The sequence below is a fragment of the Streptomyces sp. S465 genome (assembly GCF_026898115.1).
GTDB lineage: Bacteria > Actinomycetota > Actinomycetes > Streptomycetales > Streptomycetaceae > Streptomyces > Streptomyces luomodiensis.
Genome location: NZ_CP114036.1, coordinates 4,745,274 through 4,763,387, shown reverse-complemented (window position 1 = coordinate 4,763,387; position 18,114 = coordinate 4,745,274). Strand labels below are relative to the sequence as shown.

Here is an 18,114-nt window from a genome sequence, read left to right as displayed (position 1 = left end):
TGATGGTCACGCCCCACCAGCCAGGGGCCAGGCCGCCCGTATCCAGGGACCAGGAGCGGAGGCTGCCCTACCTCTTTCGGACCCAACCGCCGTGACATCGCTGCCCGTCGATCCGTCGCCCGGCCGAGGCTCCAGCTCGCGTTGCCTCCGCGCATAACGCGTATAAGGAACAACGATCCGACCGCGGGAGGGTTACTTGCGCCGCGCGCGTTGACGGACGTCGGCCTCACGCCGCGAGGGGCGGGCACCGTCGGGCGCCCGCCCCTCGTATCTCGCGTGTCTCGCGTGTCCCGTGTCGCGCGTCTCGCGTCGTGCACGCTCAGGCGTGGACCGGCTCCGCCGGGGACTCCTCGGCGCTCGGCTTCGCGTCCGGTGCGGCGGGGCCGCCCCGGACGACGGCGAGCACCAGCAGGCCCGCCGCCAGGGCCGCGATACCGGCGATCACGCAGATGCGATCGAGCCCGGCCGCGAACGACTCGTGGACCAGCGCTCGGGCCGCGTCCGCCCGCGCCGGTGGGGCGGCGGCGATCAAGGCGTCGGCGTGGCCGCCGCTGATGGCCTCGGCGGCCTGTCCGGCGGCCCGTGCCGGGACGGCGCCGCTGCCGTCGACCATGTCCCGCACCCGCGTCGCGAACACCGTGCCCAGGACGGCGATCCCCAGTGCGTAGCCCAGCTGCCGGAAGGTGTTCACCGCGCCGCTGGCCATGCCCGCACGCTCCGGTGGGGCCGAGCCGAGGGCCGCCGAAACCAGCACCGGCATGGCCAGACCGATTCCCAGACCGGCCAGCGCGAGGCCCGGGACGAAGGCCGTCCAGTCCGCGTCCGGTGTCACCATCGCGGCGTTGACCAGCGCGCCCGCGCCCACCAGCAGCAGTCCGCCGCCGAGCGCGCGCCCGGGGGCGACCCGTTCCAGCAGCCGTCCGCCCGCCGCGCCGACGACCAGCGAGACGCCCGCCATCGGCGTCACCGCGAGCCCCGCCTGCACCGGGCTCATGTCCAGCACCGACTGTAGCCACAGCCCGGCGTAGGTGAGGTACGGGAAGGCCGCCGCTTGCAGCAGCAGGGCCGCCGCCATCAGCACCGCGAACGTCGGACGGCGCAACAGCCCCAGGTCCAGCAGCGGCTGTCGCTTCCCGCGCTCTACAGCGACGAAGACGAGCAGCGCGATCGCGGCCGCCACCAGCGCGGTGACCGTGCCGGTTTCGGCCCAGCCCTCCTCGCCGCCCCGCATCAGCCCGTACGTCAACGCCCCGGCGCACACCGTGAACGAGGCGGCGCCCGGCCAGTCGATCCGCACCCCCGGCGCACCGCGCGACTCGTCGATCGAACGGACCGTGATCCACACCGCGATCGCCGTCAGCGGCAGATTGACCAGGAAGATCGCTCGCCAGTCGACGTACTCGGTCAGCAGTCCGCCCAGCACCGGGCCGATCGCCGCGGCCGCCCCGCTCGTCCCGCCCCACACCCCGAAGGCGATACCGCGGTCGCGTCCGGAGTATGTCGCCATCAGCAGCGGGGTGTTGGTGGCGAACATGGCCGCCGCCCCCGCCCCCTGGACGGCGCGGGCCGCGATCAGCACCCCGGCGTCCGGTGCCAGACCGCAGACCAGGGAGGAGAGCGCGAACACCGCGAGACCGGCCAGATACAGCCGCCGCCGTCCGAAGAGATCCGCCGCCGAACCGGCCACCATCAGCAGCGCGGCGAGCGCCAGCGCGTAGATGTCCATCACCCACTGGAGGGAGGTGAACGACGCGTCCAGCCCCCGAGCCACCTGCGGCAGCGCGGTGTTCACAATCGTCACGTCTATCAACAGCATGAAATTGCCGAGCGTGATGGCGGCCAGCGGCCACCATGATCTGCGCATGACTGACTCCAGGAATTCGAGCGGGCCGGACATTCCGGCAAGAGGAGCGGGGACCGGCCCAGGCGGCGGTCCCCGCGGCTCTTACCGTCGCCGTCCCCCGGCCGCTCCTCCAGCCGGCACCGCCCCGGTGGTGATATCCGACGCCCGCTAGCTTTGAGCGGTGGAATCCGATGGGTACGACGACCTGGACCGGGCGCTGGCGCACGCCCTCCAACTCGACGGCCGGGCCCCCTTCACCCGGATCGCCGAGGTGCTGGGCGTCTCCGACCAGACCGTGGCCCGCCGCTACACCCGGCTGCGGACGACGGGGACGATACGGGTGCTGGGACTCACCGCCCCGATGGCGGTCGGCGACGTGGTCTGGCTGGTGCGGGTGCGATGCCTGCCGGACGCCGCCCTGGCGGTGGCCGAGGCGCTGGCCCGGCGGACCGACACCTCCTGGGTGAACGTACTGTCCGACGGCACCGAGGTCGCCGCGTCGACCCGGGCGGCGCACGGACAGGAGAGTGACGCCCTGCTGCTGCGCAAACTCCCGCAAACACCACGGGTGGTGGGGGTGAGCGCGTACTGCGTGCTGCACGAGTACTTCGGCGGGCAGCAGAGCCCGGTCAACAAGTCCGGTGCGCTGACGGCCGAGCAGATCCAGCGGCTGCGCCCGCCCGCCGCGGTCCGGTCGAAGGGCCCGCGCGGACCGTTGGGCGCCGAGGACCGCAAACTGCTGGACGCCCTGGCGCGCGACGGGCGGACACCGCTGGCCGAACTGGTCGACGCCACCGGTTGGTCGCAGTCCACGGTGCGCCGCCGGCTGGCCGATCTGCGTGCCGACGGCACCCTGTACTTCGACGTGGACTACTCCCCCCGGCTGTTCCGCCAAGGCGTCACGACCACGATGTGGCTGTCGGTGCGGCCGTCCGAACTCGACGCCACCGGGCAGAAGCTCGCGGACCACCCCGAGGTGGCGTTCGCTTGTGCGACCACCGGGTCGAAGAATCTGATGGCCACCGTGGTCTGCGCCGATGTCCCGGCTCTCTACACCTATCTGACCACCCGTATCGCCGAACTGCCCGCCGTGCTGGATATGGAGACCTCCCCGGTCCTGCGCCGGATCAAGGGTCCGGGGCCGCTGCTCACCCCTCCCTCCCGGGTGCCCTGGCGTGCTTCCTGAACGTCCCTTGTACCGGCGGTAGTTGGAGAAAGCTCCGAAACCCCCGTGGTCGAAGTCTGTTCATCTCCACGTCGGTGGAGATCTTGACGGTTGTCAGGGACCTGGCGAACTCTTGGCGTGCGCTGGATCACACCACGTCGCCCCCTCCCTTCGCCACAAGCGTGTGAGGGGACGTCAGAAGTGAAAAAACGGAGGGAACCCGAATGCGTCGCCTTGTCACGAGTCTCGCCGCCACCGCGGTCACCGCGGCCGCCACCGTCGCCCTGGCCGCACCCGCCCAGGCGGTCCCCGCGGACAAGCAGCAGGTCCTCGCCAGCTGGACCCAGACCAGCGCCAGCAGCTACAACACCTGGCTCGCGGCGCGGAACAACCAGAGTGCCTGGGCGGCCTACCAGTTCGACTGGTCCACCGACTACTGCAGCAGCTCCCCCGACAACCCCTTCGGCTTCCCGTTCCAGACCGCCTGCGCCCGGCATGACTTCGGCTACCGCAACCACAAGGCGCTCGGCATCTTCGACGCCAACAAGGCGCGTATCGACAGCGCCTTCTACGAGGACCTCAAGCGGGTCTGCAACGCCTACAGCGGTGCCACCAAGACCTCGTGCGACGGTACGGCGTGGACGTACTACCAGGCGGTCAAGGTCTTCGGCTGACCTTTCGTGACCCCGGCCCCTCGGCCCCGTCCCCTCGGCCCGGCCCCTCGGCCCGGCCCCTCGGCCGCGGTCGGAAGGGCTGAGAGGCACGCCGCTGCCGGGCCGCCCGGATGCCGGGCGGCCCGCCGAGGCGGCCGCACCGGCATCCGGCCGGTTCACCCGCTTGCCGCCGGGAAGAGCCGCTCCAGCACCACCGCGATGCCGTCCTCCGTGTTGGACGCGGTGATCTCGTCGGCGACGGCCTTGAGGTCGTGGTGCGCGTTCGCCATCGCGACACTGTGCTTCGCCCAGCCGAACATGGGGATGTCATTGGGCATGTCGCCGAAGGCGATCGCGTCGGCGGCGGTCATCCCCAGCCGGCGCGCGGCCATCGAAAGGCCCGTGGCCTTCGTCAGCCCCAGCGGCAGCAGCTCCACCAGTCCGGCACCGGCCATCGTCACCCCGACCAGGCCGCCGACGGCCGTCCGGGCGGCGTCCGCGAGTGCGTCGTCGTCCAGCTCCGCGTGCTGGATGTAGAGCTTGCTGAGGGGCTGGGACCACAGCTCGGCCGGGTCGGTGAAGCGCACCAGGGGCATCCCCTCGTGGTCCGCCCGGTACCCCTCGCCGAACAGCACCTCGCCGTCCAGCCCGTCACGGGCCGCGGCCAGCCGCAGCGGACCGATCTCCGCCTCGATCTTCTCCAGCGCCAGCTGGGCCACCTTGCGGTCCAGCGTGACGGAGGTCAGCAGCCGCTGCTCGCCCGCGTGGTAGAGCTGCGAGCCCTGACTGCACACCGCGAGACCCCGGTAGCCGAGATCGTCGAATATGTGCCGGGCCACCGGGACGGTCCGCCCGGTGACGACGATATGCGCGGCACCCGCCCCGGTGGCCGCGGCGAGCGCGGCGCGGGTCCGCGCCGAGACGGTGTGGTCGGGGCGCAGCAGGGTCCCGTCGAGATCGGTAGCCACCAGGCGATAGGGCAGCCCGTCCCCCCGCCGTGCGTCGCTCACTGTGCGACCGGTTCCAGGACCTCGCGTCCGCCCAGGAACGGCCGCAGCGCCTCGGGCACCCGCACCGAGCCGTCGGCCTGCTGGTGGTTCTCCAGGATCGCGACGATGGTCCGGGTCACCGCGCACAGCGTGCCGTTGAGCGTGGCCAGCGGGCGGACCCGCTTGCCCTCGCGCATCCGGACCGACAGCCGCCGGGACTGGAACTCGGTGGTGTTGGAGGTCGAGGTCAGCTCGCGGTACTTGCCCTGCGTCGGGATCCACGCCTCGCAGTCGAACTTCCGCGTCGCCGAGGAGCCCAGGTCGCCCGAGGCCAGGTCGACCACCCGGAACGGCAGCTCGAGCGAGGTCAGCCACTGCTTCTCCCACTCCAGCAGCCGCTGGTGCTCGGCCTCGGCCTCCTCCGGGGTCGTGTAGACGAACATCTCGACCTTGTCGAACTGGTGCACCCGGAAGATCCCCCGGGTGTCCTTGCCGTACGACCCGGCCTCGCGGCGGAAGCAGGAGGAGAACCCGGCGTAGCGCCTCGGCAGTTCGCCCGCGTCCAGGATCTCGTCCATGTGGTATGCGGCCAGTGGCACCTCGGAGGTGCCGACCAGGTAGAGGTCGTCCTTGTCGAGGTGGTAGACGTCGTCCGCGGCCTGGCCGAGGAAGCCGGTGCCCTCCATGGCCTTCGGCTTGACCAGCGCCGGGGTGAGCACCGGGGTGAAGCCCGCCGCGGTGGCCTGTGCCATCGCCGCGTTCACCAGGGCGAACTCGAGCAGGGCGCCGATCCCCGTCAGGTAGTAGAAGCGCGAACCGGAGACCTTGGCGCCGCGCTCGGTGTCGATCGCGCCGAGCAGTTCGCCGAGCTCCAGGTGGTCCTTGGGGGCGAAGCCCTCGGCCTCGAAGTCGCGCGGGGTGCCGACCGTCTCCAGGACGGCGAAGTCGTCCTCGCCGCCGACCGGCACCTCCGGGTGGACGAGATTGCCCAGCTGGAGCAGCAGCCGCTGGGTCTCCTCGGCGGCCGCGTCCTGCTCGGCGTCGGCCGCCTTGACGGCGGCGGACAGCTCGCCCGCCTTCTTCAGCAGCTCGGCCTTCTCGTCACCGGCGGCCTTGGGGATGAGCTTGCCGAGCGCCTTCTGCTCGGCGCGCAGCTCGTCGAAGCGGACACTGGAGGACCTGCGCCGCTCGTCGGCGGTCAGGAGTGCGTCGACGATGCCGACGTCCTCTCCACGAGCGCGCTGGGAGGCGCGCACACGATCGGGGTCCTCACGGAGCAGGCGAAGGTCAATCACCCCACCAGGTTACCGGTGGGACCTCGGGGGCTCGACGCGATACTCCTTTGCGTCCCGGTTTGCCCCTTCTTGTGGCTGTGGGTAAACCGGGGAATTCCTGTGACGACCGCCACCCGGCCGCCACTCGGCCGCCACTCGGCCGCCGTCAGGGAATGCCTACGAACTCCCCGAAACGGGGCAAAGGGGCGGCGCCGAGGCGCCCCTCTTCCCTTGTGGGCGGGGTGAGTTGGGGATTGGTTGTCCACAGGTACGGGGGGAAGTCCTGTGGTTATCCACAGGCTGTGTGTGAGATCTGTGGATGTCACGGTGATCGTTTAGGCCGCCGACATGCTCGGCCATGGATTCCCCTATCAAGCCGCGTTCACACCTTCCACAAGACAGGAATCCCTCACTCCAAGGGGTTGGGCAGGGGAATTGGGTGACAGGGTGGTGATGTCGGCATTGGAGCTGGACGCGGCACATGACGCGATGAGTCCGCTTTGCCGGATGTGACGATGTCGACTTATCCCCAGCAGGCGCACCAGCCTGTGGATAACTTTTTTCAGTGATGAGCCAGATGAGCCGGGGATACGGGTGGGCGTTCGGGTCAGGCCCGGCCGTCCTGGCAGCGGGCCAGCCACTCCGCCGCCTCCGCGAACGCCTCGTCCGAGGTCCCGTGCCGCAGCGGCGACATGTCCTCCGCCGTCGCACCCGCCCGGGGATACGAGCCCAGGAACCGCACCTTCGGGCAGGTCCGCTTCAGCCCCATCAGGGCCGAACCCACCCGCCGGTCGGAGATGTGCCCCTCACAGTCCACCGAGAAGCAGTAGCGGCCGATGCCCTCACCGGTCGGGCGCGATTCGATCCGCACCAGGTTGACCCCGCGCGCGGAGAACTCCTGGAGCAGTTCCAGCAGCGCGCCCGGGTGGTCGTCACCGAGCCAGAGCACCAGGGACGTCTTGTCCGCGCCGGTCCGGGCGGCGGGCCGGGCGGGGCGGCCGGCCAGCACGAAGCGGGTCATCGCGTTCTGCGCGTCGTGGATGTTGGCGACCAGCGGCTCCAGACCGTACCTGGACGCGGCGAACTCGCCCGCGAACGCCGCGTCGTACCGCCCCTCCTGCACCAGCCGCGCGCCGTCCGCGTTCGAGGCGGCCGACTCCCACAGGGCGTCCGGGAGGTTCGCCGCCAGCCAGTTGCGGACCTGGGGCTGGGAGACCGGATGTCCGGTCACCGTCTTGATGTCGGCGAGCGTGGTGCCCGGCCGTACCAGCAGCGCGAAGCTGATGGACAGCAGCACCTCGCGGTAGATCATCAGCGGTTCGCCGGTGGCGAGCTCGTCGAGGGTCGCGGTGACGCCGCCCTCGACCGAGTTCTCGATGGGCACCAGGGCGGCCGCCGCGGCGCCGGAGCGCACGGCGTCGAGCGCGGCCGGCACGGAGACCATCGGCGCCAGTTCCCGGGTGGCGGCCTCCGGCATGGAGCGCAGGGCGGCCTCGGTGAAGGTGCCCTCGGGGCCGAGGTAGGCATAGCGGCTGGCCGACATCACGGTCGCTCCCTGTGATCAGACGAGACCGCCACGATACCCGCGTCGGCCCGGACCGCCGACCCGCTCGCCTCCCCGTCCGCGGACGCGGTGGCGCACAGGTGGCTCGTCCCTTCCCTATCCCTCCAAGAGTGCCTGACCCACGTACTCCCCCGGGGCGCAGCCCGGGGGCACCGCGAACAGCGCGCTCGCCTCGTGCCGCAGGAACCGCGAGAGGTCGTCGCCCAGGTCCAGCTTCCGCTGCACCGGGACGAACCCCTTCAACGGGTCCGCCTGCCAGGCGATGAACAGCAGACCGGCGTCCGGCGCCCCGTCGTCGCGGAAGCCGTCGTGGTACGAGAAGGGCCTGCGCAGCATCGCGGCGCCCTGGTTGGACTCGGGCGCCGCGACCCGCACATGGGCGGCGCCCGCGATGGCCAGCGAACCGTCCTTGTTGACCTTGTCGAGCCGGACCGGGGTGGTCTCCGTGCCGCCGGACAGCGGCGCGCCGTCCGACTTACGGCGGCCGATCACCTTCTCCTGCCGCTCCAGGGAGAGGTGGTCCCAGGAGTCCAGCAGCATCCGGATGCGCCGGACGACCGCGTAGGACCCGCCCGCCATCCATCCGGGCTCCCCCTTCTCCGGTACGAAGATCCGCCGCTCGAAGTCGTCGTCCGTCGGCTTGGGGTTGTTGGTGCCGTCGATCTGGCCCATGAGGTTGCGGGTGGTCATGGGGCGGTCGGTGGCACCGGGGCTGCGGTTGAAGCCGTTCATCTGCCAGCGCGGCCGGGCCGTCCCGGCGGCCTCGCGTTGCAGGGCGCGCAGCGCGTGGAAGGCGACCAGCGCGTCATTGGCGCCGATCTGGATCCACAGGTCGCCGTTGCTGCGCTGGGAATCGAGCGCGTCCGAGACGAAGTCGGGGAGCGGGGCGAGTGCCTCCGGCAACTGGTCGTCGAGTCCCACCTTGCCGAAGAAGGTCCGGCCGAAGCCGAAGGTGACCGTAAGGGACGAGGGACCGGCGTCCAGCGCGATCCCCGTATCGTCCGGCGGGGCCTCGCCCGCCATCAGCTCTCGGGCCGTGCTCGACCAGCGGCGCAGCAGTGCGGCGGCCGCCTTACGGTTCGCACCGGCCGTCAGGTCGAAGGCGAGGAGATGGCCGTGGGCCTGGAGGGGGGTGGTGATGCCCGCCTGGCGCTTGCCGTGGAAGGGCACGGCGGTCGCGCCGAGGGAGCTGAGCGGTTCGGGGGCCTCCCGTGTCGCCTCGGCCGCGTAGGCTCCGGCGGCCCCGCCGGCGACCAGTCCGGCCGCGCCGGCGGCGCCCGCCGAGCCCAGCAGACGCCGCCGGGAGATGCCGGGGGAGGGTGCTTGCTCTGTGGTCATTGAGCGACTTTCACGTTCCTGGTCTCCGTCACCTGGTCGATGTCGGAGGTGCGTACGGTCAGGGAGAGCTGCCAGGTGCCGGCCATGGGCAGCTGGACGTTCGCGGCACTCCAATGCCCGGTCGAGAGGTGCTCGAGCGGGATGCGCAGCGGCCCGATCCCCTTCGGCTTCAGCGTCAGCGCCACCTTGACCTCGGGCACGTCCACGGGACGGTCGGCCGGGTCGGTGAGGAAGACATGCAGCGCGTTGTCACCCGGCAGCGCGGGTTCGATCATGACGACGGCCTTGCCGCGGCCGCTTTTGGGGCCGGTGTCGTAGGGGATCAGCACGCTCACCGGGTCCACCTCCGGCCGGCCGCCGGGGTCCGTGGCCGCGGCGGCGGCCTGCCCGGTCTCGGCCCGGCCGGGCTGGGTGCCGCTCAGCACGGTGGCCACCGCGAGCAGCACGACGGCCACGACGGTCTCGGCGATCACCGACCGGCGCAGACCGCTGCGCTCGGCGTCGGCGTCGCGCTCCCGCAGCGTGGCGGTCTTGTCCCTGGCGGCTCGCTGACGGGCGAGCTGGGCGGCGCGGACGGGGTCGTCGCCGGCGGCGCTCTCGGCGCCGTCACCGGACGCCTCACCTGTCCCTTCCCCTTCCCCGGACTCGGCTTCGGCGTCGGCAGGGGTGTCAGGGGTGTCAGAGGCGTCAGGGATCTCACGGGTATCGCCAGCCGCGCCAGCCGCGCCAGCCGCGCCAGCCGCGTCGGCCGCGCCGGTGCGGACCGGCCGCGCGGCCTTCACCGGGCCCTCGGCCTCCGCCGCGTTCCCCGCCTCCGCCGTGGCATCCGTAAGGCGCCCGGTCCAGCGGCGCGAGATGGCCGCGATGCCCACGAGCACCGCCACCAGACCCACCTTGACCAGCAGCCATCGCCCGTACTCGGTGTCGGTCAGCGCGCCCCAGGAGCCCACCTGCCGCCACGACTGGTACAGCCCGGTGACGACCAGGGCGACGACCGAGCCGAAGGCCAGCCGCGAGAAGCGGCGCACCGCCGCCCGCTCGATCGGCTCGCCCGCCCGGAGCGTCGCCGCGAGCGAGGCCAGACCGCCCAGCCACACCCCGACCGCGATCAGATGGATCACGTCCACCGGCATGGCCAGCTGCCGCTGGAGGCCGACCGAGGCGTGCTCGGCCATCGCCCAGGTCGCGGCGAGGCCCACGGCCATCACCGTGCCGCCGAAGCCGAGCCCGAAGGCGAGGTCCTGGCGGCGCCGCACGTCCGCCGCCTCAGCCGCCTGAGCCGTCTCCCCCTCCGCCTCCGCCTTCGCCTCCGTACGACGGGTGTACGAGCCGAAGAGGACGGCCAGGAAGACCGCCGCCGCGCCGAGCAGCAGCAGCCGGGACAGCAGCGCCGCGCCCGGCTTCGTGGACAGCACATCGCCGAGCCCGCCGAGGTCGAGGACGCCGCCGATGCCCTCGCCCTCGGTGTACGGCCCGCGCAGCAGCAACAGCAGCAGGCTGGCCGCGAAGACCGTCACCCAGCCGCCCACGGCGATCTTCCGCACCGGGCGGGAGGACCGGCAGAACCCGGCGAACACGCAGCCGCCCACCAGCGCCGCGAAACCGCCGTAGGCGGCGTACCGGCCGATCCCGTAGAGCGTGCCGACCGTGGTGTCGGAGGCCCCGCCGGTCGGCACCTTCGCCGTGGTCTTGGACGGTGCGCCGATGGAGAAGGTGAACGCCCCGCTCACCGGGTGGCTGTCCTCGGAGACCGCCTTCCACGCCACCGTGTAGGTGCCGTCCGGAAGTCCGGAGTGCAGCTCGGCGGCGGCGGTCGACGACGTGCCGCCGACATGGGTGGCCTTCCCGGTGTCCACGCGCCTGCCGCTGGGGTCGAGCACGCGCACCGAGTCGTCGGAGAGCAGCACGCCCTCCGAGAAGTGCAGCGTGACCTCCCTGGGGGCGGTCTGCACCACCGAGCCGTCCGCGGGGTCGGTCGAGGTGAGCGCGGCGTGCGCGGACGCGGAGCCCGCGCCCACGCTCAGCGCGCACAGCAGCGCGGCCAGCAGGGTGCCGCAGACCGCCGTCAGCCGCCGTGCCACCAGCCGCCGGGCGGCCGTGGCGGTCCGGGACGTGGCGGCCGTGGTGGTCCGGGCCGGGGTCGCGGTGGGTCCGGCGGGGGCCGGGGAGGTCAGCGAGGGCATCGGGCGTCAGTCCTTGGGGCGGTACGTCGTCGGCTCGACCGGGACTTTGATCTCGATGGGGTCGGATGTGGCGAAGTGCAGAGTGAAGGTGACCTTCTCACCGACCTTCGGCCGGTGGGTGAGTTTTGTCAGCATCAGATGATCTCCGCCGCTGCTCAGTTCGAGCCGGCCGTTCGCCGGCACGCCGAGCGAGCTGACCTCCTTCATCCGGGTGCCCTTGGTGCTGTGCAGGGTGACCTCGGAGGCGAGCGGGGTGGTGACGGACGTCAGTTCGTCGGCGCCGCCACCGGTGTTCCGTACGGTCAGGAAGCCCGCCGCCATGTCGGTCATGGGCGGCCGCGGCAGGTACGCGCCGCTCACGGACAGCTCCGGACCGCCCCCGTGGCCCTTACCGTCCCCGCCGCCGTCGCCCGAGCAGGCGGCGAGCGTGGCGGACAGGGCGAGGGCGAGGACCGCGGCGGCCGCCTTACGGATGCCGGGACCTGCCGCGGTCACGGCGGTCACGGGTTCCGCGGTCACGGGTTCCGCCCCTCGATGATCTTCGGCAGGTCCTTGGCGTACTGATCGGCCGTGGCCTGAATGGTGTAGATCCAGTGGCCCTTGTCGTCCTTGGGCGAGAAGCCGATCACCTCGGCACCGTGGCTGACGGTGACGCTGCCGTCCTTCTCCTTCTTCGGCTTCTCGATGTAGATGCCCAGCGGCCGCGCGGCGGCCTCGATGGTGTCGAAGTCGCCGGTCAGCCCGACGAAGTCGGTGCCGCCCTGGGCGTCCAGCCAGGAGCGGATCCGCTTGGCGGTGTCCCGGGCGGGGTCGGTGGTGACGAAGACGACCCGCAGCTTCTCCCGCTCGGCCTTGGACAGCTTCTTCTCGGCGATGCCGAGGTTGCTCATGGTCAGCGGGCAGACGTCCGGGCAGTGGGTGTAGCCGAAGAAGAGCAGGGTGGGCCGGCCCTTGGTCTCCTCGAGCAGGTCGTACTTCTTGCCGTCGGTGTCGGTGAGGACCAGGTCCGGCTTGGCCTTGGCGTCGTCCAGGACGATGGCCTGCCCGGACTTCTGGCCTCCCTTGACCTCGGCGGCGGCGTTGCTGTCGCCCGTGCCCCCGCCGTCCGAGCCGCCGCAGGCGCTGAGGGTGAGCGCGGCGGTGGCGACGAGGGCGGTGGCCAGGATCTTGGTGCGCATGGAGCTGTTCTCCAAAGAGACAGAGAGAAAGTACAGAGGTGGATCGGTGGTGTGCGGGGGCGGCGCGCACGAGGGCCCGCCGCCCCCCGGATCACGCGAGCGGTTCAGCGTTCGCGGTCACCGGCGGCACACACGCTGGGCCGGGTGGCCGGCGGTCAGGCGGAGCGGCGGCGGCCGGCGACCACGCCGAAGACGACACCGGCGGCGCCGACGACGATGCCCGCGATGCCCAGCACCCGGGCGGTGGTGTCGCTGCTGTCCTTGCCGTCGGAGTCGCCCGACGCGGACTCCTCGGCCCCGGCCGTCCCCGAGTCGTCGTCCTTGTCGGAGGCCGCGCCGGCGTCCTGGCCGTCCGAGCCCTCGGCCGGGGCGACGAGCTTGAGCACCGGCGCGGGGTTCTCGGGTTCCGCGGCGCCCTCCTTGGGCTCCTCGATCCAGCGCACGACCTCCTTGTTGTCGTACGTCTGGAGGGCCTTGAACACGAGCTGGTCGGCGTCCTCGGGCAGCTGGCCGACCGAGAGCGGGAACTGCTGGAACATCCCCGGCTCGATCTTCCCGCCGGACCAGGTGACCTTGGTGACCGCCTCGCTGACCTTCTCGCCGTGCACCTCCACGGGCTTGGCGAGCCTGGACTTGGTGACCTTGACGTCCCAGCCGGGCACCGGCTGGGGCATCACCGAGGTGAGCGGGTGGTCGCTGGGCAGGGTCACCTCGAGCTTGACGGTGGAGGAGTCGTCGCGCTCGTTGGGCACCTTGAAGTCGATGGTGCTGTAGCCGCCCTTCTCGGCCTGGCCGGGCTGCACGCTGACGTGTGCGAAGGCAGGGCCCGCGGCGAGCAGCACCAGGCCGCCCGCGGCGAGACAGCCGAGGACCGGCAGACGGCGAAGACGCATGGCGTTCATGTCAACACTCCAGGGACAGGAATGATCAGGTGGGTTGGCGCGCGTGCGGAGACGTCGCGGCCGCCCTCCGGTCCCGCTGGAGGAACGTCGCGTCGGTCAGGCCGCGAGGTCGCAGACCGGCGGTCCCCGCCTGATCACGCTGTGCTGGAGGGCGAGGGCCGTCGTCCCGCCCTCGTCCCGCTCGGCCGTGCGCGGACGGCACGGCCCGCCGTAAGGCGCCCACGGACCGGCCAGGAGCATCCGTACGAGTCCGAGGGCGGCGCGCAGCGCCCGTACGAGCGCGGCCTCCGCGACCCCTCGGGCCCCGTCCACCGACAGCCGGACCGCCCGCCATACGGCCATCTCGCCACGGCGCAGCAGCCAGCCGATGGCGAGCGCGGCGAGCAGATGGCCCAGGGTCATCGGCAGCGACGGCAGCAGGCCCGGCAGCCCGGCCGCGTGCCCCGACGGGGCGGCGGCCGACGGCACGGTGTGCGGAAGGTGTGCGGCGGACGAGGCAGCCGGGCCGGTCGGGTCGATGCCCGCCTGCGCGACGATCCGATGGGCCGTCGCGGCGTCGAGCCGGCCGGGACCCGACGCGCACAGCAGCCTGGCGGCCAGGCCGATGACGTGGCCCTCGGCGGCGTCGGCCCGCTGGGCGGCCGCCGCGGCGTCGGACCGCGCCTGCCCGAGCGAGAAGAGCGTGTGCAGGGCGAGCTGTCCGGTGGCCAGCAGCGCCACGATCCCGGGCAGCGACCGCTCCCGCCCGGCCAGCGACAGCGCCACCGTGAACGTCGCCGCACAGCCCACGCCCACCGTCCACAGCGGCACGACCGCGCAGGAGGCCAGCACATGCCCCGCCGCGGACAGCACGACACAGACCGCGGTGAACACCGCGGCCCGCAGCATTCGCAGATCGGCGCCGGCACGGGCGACAGAGGAAGCCATGGCCGCGCCATCATCCCACTGGGCGGTCGCGTTCCCTACGGCGGGTGGGGCGTACCGGCGCACACCGGACAGGTCCATACACCGGTTTGTGCATCGCGCGCGTCCGCTGAATGAGCGGCGTCACGTCAATAACACGCTTACGGACCATGGACCCAGGCAATACGTAACGGTATGTCGAGCCGCGGCCGGGAGGCTGGAGCATGAGCATCTGGTGGTCACTCCATTTGCCCCGCGAGGCGGCGAGCGTTCCGCTCGCACGACGACTGCTCCTCGGCACCATGGAGACGGCCGGAGTCGATCCGGACATCTCCTACGATCTGTCGGTCGCCCTCTCCGAGGCGTGTGCGAACGCGGTGGAGCACGGGGGTCGCGACGGCACGGGCGGGGATTATCGGGTCACGGCCTATATCGACGGCGACACCTGTCGTATCGAGGTCACCGACTCCGGTCCCGGCTTCGCCGGTCACGGCACCGTCCGCCGCGCGGCCCGCACCCGGGACGAGCGGCGTCCGGCCGGTGCGCCGAGACCACAGCAGCCGCGCAGTCCGGCTCCGCCGCAGGCGGAGCACGGGCGGGGGCTCTTTCTCATCGAGGCCCTGACCGACCATGTCCGCTATCGCGACCGTCCGGGCCGCGGCGGGGTGGTGGTGAGCTTCGACAAGATCCTCAAGTGGCGCGAAGGAGCGCTGCTCAGAGCGTCATAGCCGCTGACCTCAGAAGGCCGGCCCTTCAAGAAGGCGTCCGTCCGGTCAAGAAGGCGTTCGTCCGGGCGGCAGGGCGCGGCACAGCGCCTCCAGCGCTCCCGGGAAGGAGCGCTCGGGCGGGGTCGCGTAGCCCACCACGAGCCCGTCGAGGGGCCGTGTGGTGGCGTCCGGGTGGCGGTAGTCGCCGAGACCGTCGAGCGCCAGCCCCTGGAGGGCGGCGGCGCGCAGCGCGGACCGCTCGGTGCCGGGCGGTAGCTCCAGGACCGCGTGCAGACCCGCGGAGATCCCCGAGACGCGGATATGGGGCGCGCGTTCGGCGAGGGTGGCGACGAGCTCGGCCCGCCGACGGCGGTAGCGCCGGCGCATACGGCGCACATGGCGGTCGTATCCGCCCGATTCGATGAAGTCCGCGAGGGTCAGCTGGTCCAGGGCGCTGGTCCATTCCTCGCGTTCCCCCTTGGCGTCCAGCACGCGGTCGACCAGATGGTCCGGCAGGACCATCCAGCCCAGCCGCAGGGCCGGGGAGAGGCTTTTGCCGACCGAGCCGAGATAGAGCACCCGCTCGGGGTCGAGGCCCTGGACGGCCCCCACCGGACGGCGGTCGTAGCGGAACTCCCCGTCGTAGTCGTCCTCCAGGACCAGAGCGTCGTTCCCCCGGGCCCAGGCGATGGCCGCGGCCCGCCGCTCGGGGTGCAGCGGACCGCCGGTGGGGAACTGGTGGGCGGGGGTGAGCAGGGCCGCCCGTACGCCGTCGAGAGCGGTCAGCCGATCCGTAAGGGCGCCATCGGCGTCCAGCGGCAGCGGGACCGTACGGACCCCGGCGGAGCCCAGGAGCGAGCGGTGGAAGGCCAGGCCGTAGGACTCGACGGCCATCCGGGGCCGCAGCAGCCGGGTGCCGCTCAGCAGCCGCAGCGCGTGTGCGAAGCCCGAGCAGACGACGATCCGGCCGGGGTCGGTGCGTACGCCGCGGGCGCGGGCGAGGTAGTCGGCCAGGGCGCGGCGCAGCTCCGGGCGGCCGCGCGGATCGCCGGGCCCGAACGCCTCGTGGGGGGCCGCGATCAGGGCCCGGCGGGCCGAGGCGAGCCAGGCCGTCCGGGGGAAGGCGGTGGCGTCCGGCCGGCCCTGGCGCAGGTCGTGTACCGGGCGCGGGGCGGTCCGGGGCGCGCGGCGGCCGCGGGTCGCCCCGGCCGGGTGCCCGCCGGACCCCCGGTCGGCCGTGCGCCGCTGGTGCGCGGGCACGGGCGGGGGCGGGGGTGGTGCGGGGCGGGGCGCCACCCGGGTGCCGGAGCCCTGGCGGGCGGTGAGCCAGCCCTCCGCGACCAGTTCGGCGTAGGCGTCGGCGACGGTGTTCCGGGCGATGCCCAGGTCGGCGGCGAGGGAACGGTAAGGCGGCAGCCGGGTGCCCGGGGCGAGCCGCCCATCGCGGACGGCCTCCCGCAGCGCGCCCATCAGGGCGGCCCTGCGGCTGCCCGCGCGGGTCAGCTCCAGATGGAGGTCGGTGCCGAGGATCGCCGCCGAATTGACCCACCGATCCGCCATGGAAACGCACCCTACAGGCGGTCGCTTCGCGGCCTGATTCCATTCCCATGACGACGACAGCGGCGACAGCAGCGGCGACACCGGCAGTGGGGACGACGGCGGAGGGGACCGCCACACGTCGGTCGCGAGGAGCGGGACGCGGGCCAGCAGATTCGCGGTGACCACCCGCGAGGTGCCGGGGCAGACGTGATGCGAACGGACGGGGGGAGCGGCGCCGCCGCTCCCCCCGAAACCGCGTGGTCAAGCGCTCCCCGCGGGACCGCCTGCGCAAGCGGTGAGGTGCCGCCTCAGGCGGTCAGGCGGGCCATCCACGCCTCGACGTCGTCGGCGGTCCGCGGCAGCGCGGCCGACAGCACGCGGTTGCCGTCCTCCGTCACCAGGACGTCGTCCTCGATCCGGACGCCGATGCCCCGGTACTCCTCGGGCACGGTCAGGTCGTCGGGCTGGAAGTACAGACCCGGCTCGACCGTCAGGCACATACCGGGTTCCAGGGTGCCGTCCACATAGGTCTCGGTACGGGCCACGGCGCAGTCGTGGACGTCCATGCCGAGCATGTGGCCGGTGCCGTGCAGCGTCCAGCGGCGCTGTAGTCCCAGCTCCAGCACCCGCTCGACCGGGCCCTCGACCAGGCCCCACTCGACGAGCCTGGTGGCGAGGACGCGCTGGGCGGCGTCGTGGAAGTCGCGGTACTTCGCCCCCGGCCGGACGGCGGCGATGCCCGCCTCCTGCGCCTCGTACACCGCCTCGTAGATCTTGCGCTGCAACGGGCTGTAGGTGCCGTTCACCGGCAGGGTGCGGGTGACGTCGGCGGTGTAGAGGGTGGTGGTCTCCACGCCCGCGTCCAGGAGGAGGAGATCGCCGGCGCGGACCGGGCCGTCGTTGCGCACCCAGTGCAGGGTGGTGGCATGCGGGCCCGAGGCGCAGATCGAGCCGTAGCCGACGTCGTTGCCCTCGACCCGGGCCCGGAGGAAGAACGTTCCTTCGATATAGCGCTCGGAGGTCGCCTGCGCCTTGTCCAGCACCTTGACGACGTCCTCGAAGCCGCGGACCGTCGAGTCGACGGCCGCCTGTAGCTGCCCGATCTCGAACTCGTCCTTGATCAGGCGCTGCTCGCTGAGGAAGACCCGCAGCTCCTCGTCGCGCTCACCGGTGACCTTGTCGGTCAGGGCGGCCTCCAGCGCGGCGTCGTGGCCGCGCACGATACGGACCGGGCCGGTCGCGGCCCTGAGCTCGTCGGCCAGCTTGCGCACGTCCTTGGCGGGCAGGCCCAGCCGCTTCTCGGCCTCCGTAAGGCTGTACCGGCGGCCGACCCACAGCTCGCCGTGGCCGTCCAGCCAGAACTCGCCGTTCTCCCGGTTGGAGCGCGGCAGCACATACAGCGTCGCGGTGTGGCCGCCGCCCGCCTCGGGCTCCAGCACCAGCACACCGTCCTCGGACTGGTCGCCGGTGAGGTACGCGTACTCGGTCGAGGCGCGGAAGCTGTAGTCCGTGTCGTTGGAGCGGGTGCGGAGGTTGCCCGCGGGGATGACCAGGCGCTCGCCGGGGAAGCGCGCGGAGAGCGCGGCGCGGCGGCGGGCGGTGTGCGGGGCCTGTTCGACGGGCTCCAGGTCGTGCAGCTCGGTGTCCGCCCAGCCGGACCTCATGTTCGCGGTGAGCTCGTCGGAAAGGCCGGGGTAGAGGCCGTTCTTCCGCTGCTTGATGGGCTCCTCGCCTTCCGGGGTCGCCGGGGCTTCGGGAGTGGGCTCCTCGGTCACGTCATCCTCCTCGCACTGGACCCCTCCCATCGTATGTGCGGGGGCATGGCGGCCGGGAGGGTCCCAAGCTCCGGGTCCGCAGCATCGAGGAGCCCCCGGGG

At 72.5% G+C, this 18,114-nt stretch carries 15 protein-coding genes; 3 read left to right on the top strand and 12 right to left on the bottom strand.

The window, feature by feature from the left end:
- Nucleotides 1–319: 319 nt before the first annotated feature.
- On the bottom strand, nucleotides 320–1,864 hold the full coding sequence (locus N6H00_RS20060) for an MFS transporter (protein ID WP_268973166.1): 1,545 nt from the start codon (nucleotides 1,862–1,864) through the stop codon (nucleotides 320–322).
- Nucleotides 1,865–2,024: 160 nt separating this feature from the next.
- Between N6H00_RS20060 and N6H00_RS20055 the strand changes: the two genes are divergently transcribed.
- Nucleotides 2,025–3,029 (top strand): Lrp/AsnC family transcriptional regulator, encoded by a 1,005-nt coding sequence (locus tag N6H00_RS20055; protein WP_268973165.1) that lies wholly within the window; start codon nucleotides 2,025–2,027, stop codon nucleotides 3,027–3,029.
- A gap of 203 nt (nucleotides 3,030–3,232) precedes the next feature.
- On the top strand, nucleotides 3,233–3,682 hold the full coding sequence (locus N6H00_RS20050) for a phospholipase (protein WP_268973164.1): 450 nt from the start codon (nucleotides 3,233–3,235) through the stop codon (nucleotides 3,680–3,682).
- 155 nt (nucleotides 3,683–3,837) lie between these two features.
- On the opposite strand, the gene N6H00_RS20045 is transcribed toward N6H00_RS20050, so the two are convergent.
- The 9 genes from N6H00_RS20045 to N6H00_RS20005 form a co-directional block, all read right to left on the bottom strand.
- Complete coding sequence (locus N6H00_RS20045; RefSeq protein WP_268973163.1) at nucleotides 3,838–4,671, bottom strand: HAD family hydrolase; 834 nt, start codon at nucleotides 4,669–4,671, stop codon at nucleotides 3,838–3,840.
- Complete coding sequence (gene serS / locus N6H00_RS20040) at nucleotides 4,668–5,945, bottom strand: serine--tRNA ligase (protein ID WP_268973162.1); 1,278 nt, start codon at nucleotides 5,943–5,945, stop codon at nucleotides 4,668–4,670. Before serS ends, N6H00_RS20045 begins: the two co-directional genes overlap by 4 nt.
- A gap of 586 nt (nucleotides 5,946–6,531) precedes the next feature.
- Nucleotides 6,532–7,467: a prephenate dehydratase gene (gene pheA / locus N6H00_RS20035; RefSeq protein ID WP_268973161.1), complete on the bottom strand. Its 936-nt coding sequence runs from the start codon at nucleotides 7,465–7,467 to the stop codon at nucleotides 6,532–6,534.
- A gap of 117 nt (nucleotides 7,468–7,584) precedes the next feature.
- On the bottom strand, nucleotides 7,585–8,826 hold the full coding sequence (efeB, locus tag N6H00_RS20030) for an iron uptake transporter deferrochelatase/peroxidase subunit (protein ID WP_268973160.1): 1,242 nt from the start codon (nucleotides 8,824–8,826) through the stop codon (nucleotides 7,585–7,587).
- On the bottom strand, nucleotides 8,823–11,009 hold the full coding sequence (locus tag N6H00_RS20025) for a copper resistance CopC/CopD family protein (RefSeq protein WP_268973159.1): 2,187 nt from the start codon (nucleotides 11,007–11,009) through the stop codon (nucleotides 8,823–8,825). The genes efeB and N6H00_RS20025 overlap by 4 nt, the downstream gene beginning before the upstream one ends.
- Nucleotides 11,010–11,015: 6 nt before the next feature.
- A complete protein-coding gene (locus tag N6H00_RS20020; RefSeq protein ID WP_268973158.1) occupies nucleotides 11,016–11,528 on the bottom strand; it encodes a copper chaperone PCu(A)C in 513 nt (170 codons plus the stop codon).
- Nucleotides 11,525–12,187, bottom strand: coding sequence for an SCO family protein (locus N6H00_RS20015; RefSeq protein WP_268973157.1), 663 nt, complete (start codon nucleotides 12,185–12,187; stop codon nucleotides 11,525–11,527). The genes N6H00_RS20020 and N6H00_RS20015 overlap by 4 nt, the downstream gene beginning before the upstream one ends.
- A 155-nt stretch (nucleotides 12,188–12,342) precedes the next feature.
- Nucleotides 12,343–13,080, bottom strand: coding sequence for a YcnI family copper-binding membrane protein (locus tag N6H00_RS20010; protein ID WP_268977045.1), 738 nt, complete (start codon nucleotides 13,078–13,080; stop codon nucleotides 12,343–12,345).
- 105 nt (nucleotides 13,081–13,185) lie between these two features.
- Nucleotides 13,186–14,016 (bottom strand): hypothetical protein, encoded by an 831-nt coding sequence (locus tag N6H00_RS20005; protein ID WP_268973156.1) that lies wholly within the window; start codon nucleotides 14,014–14,016, stop codon nucleotides 13,186–13,188.
- Nucleotides 14,017–14,216: 200 nt separating this feature from the next.
- Here N6H00_RS20005 and N6H00_RS20000 point away from each other — a divergent pair, with 200 nt between their 5' ends.
- Nucleotides 14,217–14,720 carry an ATP-binding protein gene (locus N6H00_RS20000; RefSeq protein WP_268973155.1) on the top strand — a complete coding sequence of 168 codons (504 nt, stop codon included), beginning with the start codon at nucleotides 14,217–14,219 and terminating at the stop codon, nucleotides 14,718–14,720.
- Between the two features lie 45 nt (nucleotides 14,721–14,765).
- Here the strand turns inward: N6H00_RS20000 and pdxR are convergent, their stop codons facing one another.
- Nucleotides 14,766–16,259, bottom strand: coding sequence for a MocR-like pyridoxine biosynthesis transcription factor PdxR (gene pdxR, locus N6H00_RS19995; protein WP_268973154.1), 1,494 nt, complete (start codon nucleotides 16,257–16,259; stop codon nucleotides 14,766–14,768).
- 287 nt (nucleotides 16,260–16,546) lie between these two features.
- The gene (locus N6H00_RS19990) at nucleotides 16,547–18,043 is read right to left on the bottom strand and encodes an aminopeptidase P family protein (RefSeq protein WP_268973153.1); all 1,497 of its coding nucleotides are present in this window, start codon (nucleotides 18,041–18,043) and stop codon (nucleotides 16,547–16,549) included.
- Nucleotides 18,044–18,114 lie beyond the last annotated feature (71 nt).

Bases quoted from the DNA above. Each gene is read 5' to 3' on its own strand.
- N6H00_RS20060 (WP_268973166.1), bottom strand. From the start codon at position 1,864: ATGCGCAGATCATGGTGGCCGCTGGCCGCCATCACGCTCGGCAATTTC.
- N6H00_RS20050 (WP_268973164.1), top strand. From the start codon at position 3,233: ATGCGTCGCCTTGTCACGAGTCTCGCCGCCACCGCGGTCACCGCGGCC.
- pheA (WP_268973161.1), bottom strand. From the start codon at position 7,467: ATGTCGGCCAGCCGCTATGCCTACCTCGGCCCCGAGGGCACCTTCACC.
- efeB (WP_268973160.1), bottom strand. From the start codon at position 8,826: ATGACCACAGAGCAAGCACCCTCCCCCGGCATCTCCCGGCGGCGTCTG.
- N6H00_RS20025 (WP_268973159.1), bottom strand. From the start codon at position 11,009: ATGCCCTCGCTGACCTCCCCGGCCCCCGCCGGACCCACCGCGACCCCG.
- N6H00_RS20015 (WP_268973157.1), bottom strand. From the start codon at position 12,187: ATGCGCACCAAGATCCTGGCCACCGCCCTCGTCGCCACCGCCGCGCTC.
- N6H00_RS20010 (WP_268977045.1), bottom strand. From the start codon at position 13,080: ATGCGTCTTCGCCGTCTGCCGGTCCTCGGCTGTCTCGCCGCGGGCGGC.
- N6H00_RS20005 (WP_268973156.1), bottom strand. From the start codon at position 14,016: ATGGCTTCCTCTGTCGCCCGTGCCGGCGCCGATCTGCGAATGCTGCGG.
- N6H00_RS20000 (WP_268973155.1), top strand. From the start codon at position 14,217: ATGAGCATCTGGTGGTCACTCCATTTGCCCCGCGAGGCGGCGAGCGTT.
- pdxR (WP_268973154.1), bottom strand. From the start codon at position 16,259: ATGGCGGATCGGTGGGTCAATTCGGCGGCGATCCTCGGCACCGACCTC.
- N6H00_RS19990 (WP_268973153.1), bottom strand. From the start codon at position 18,043: ATGGGAGGGGTCCAGTGCGAGGAGGATGACGTGACCGAGGAGCCCACT.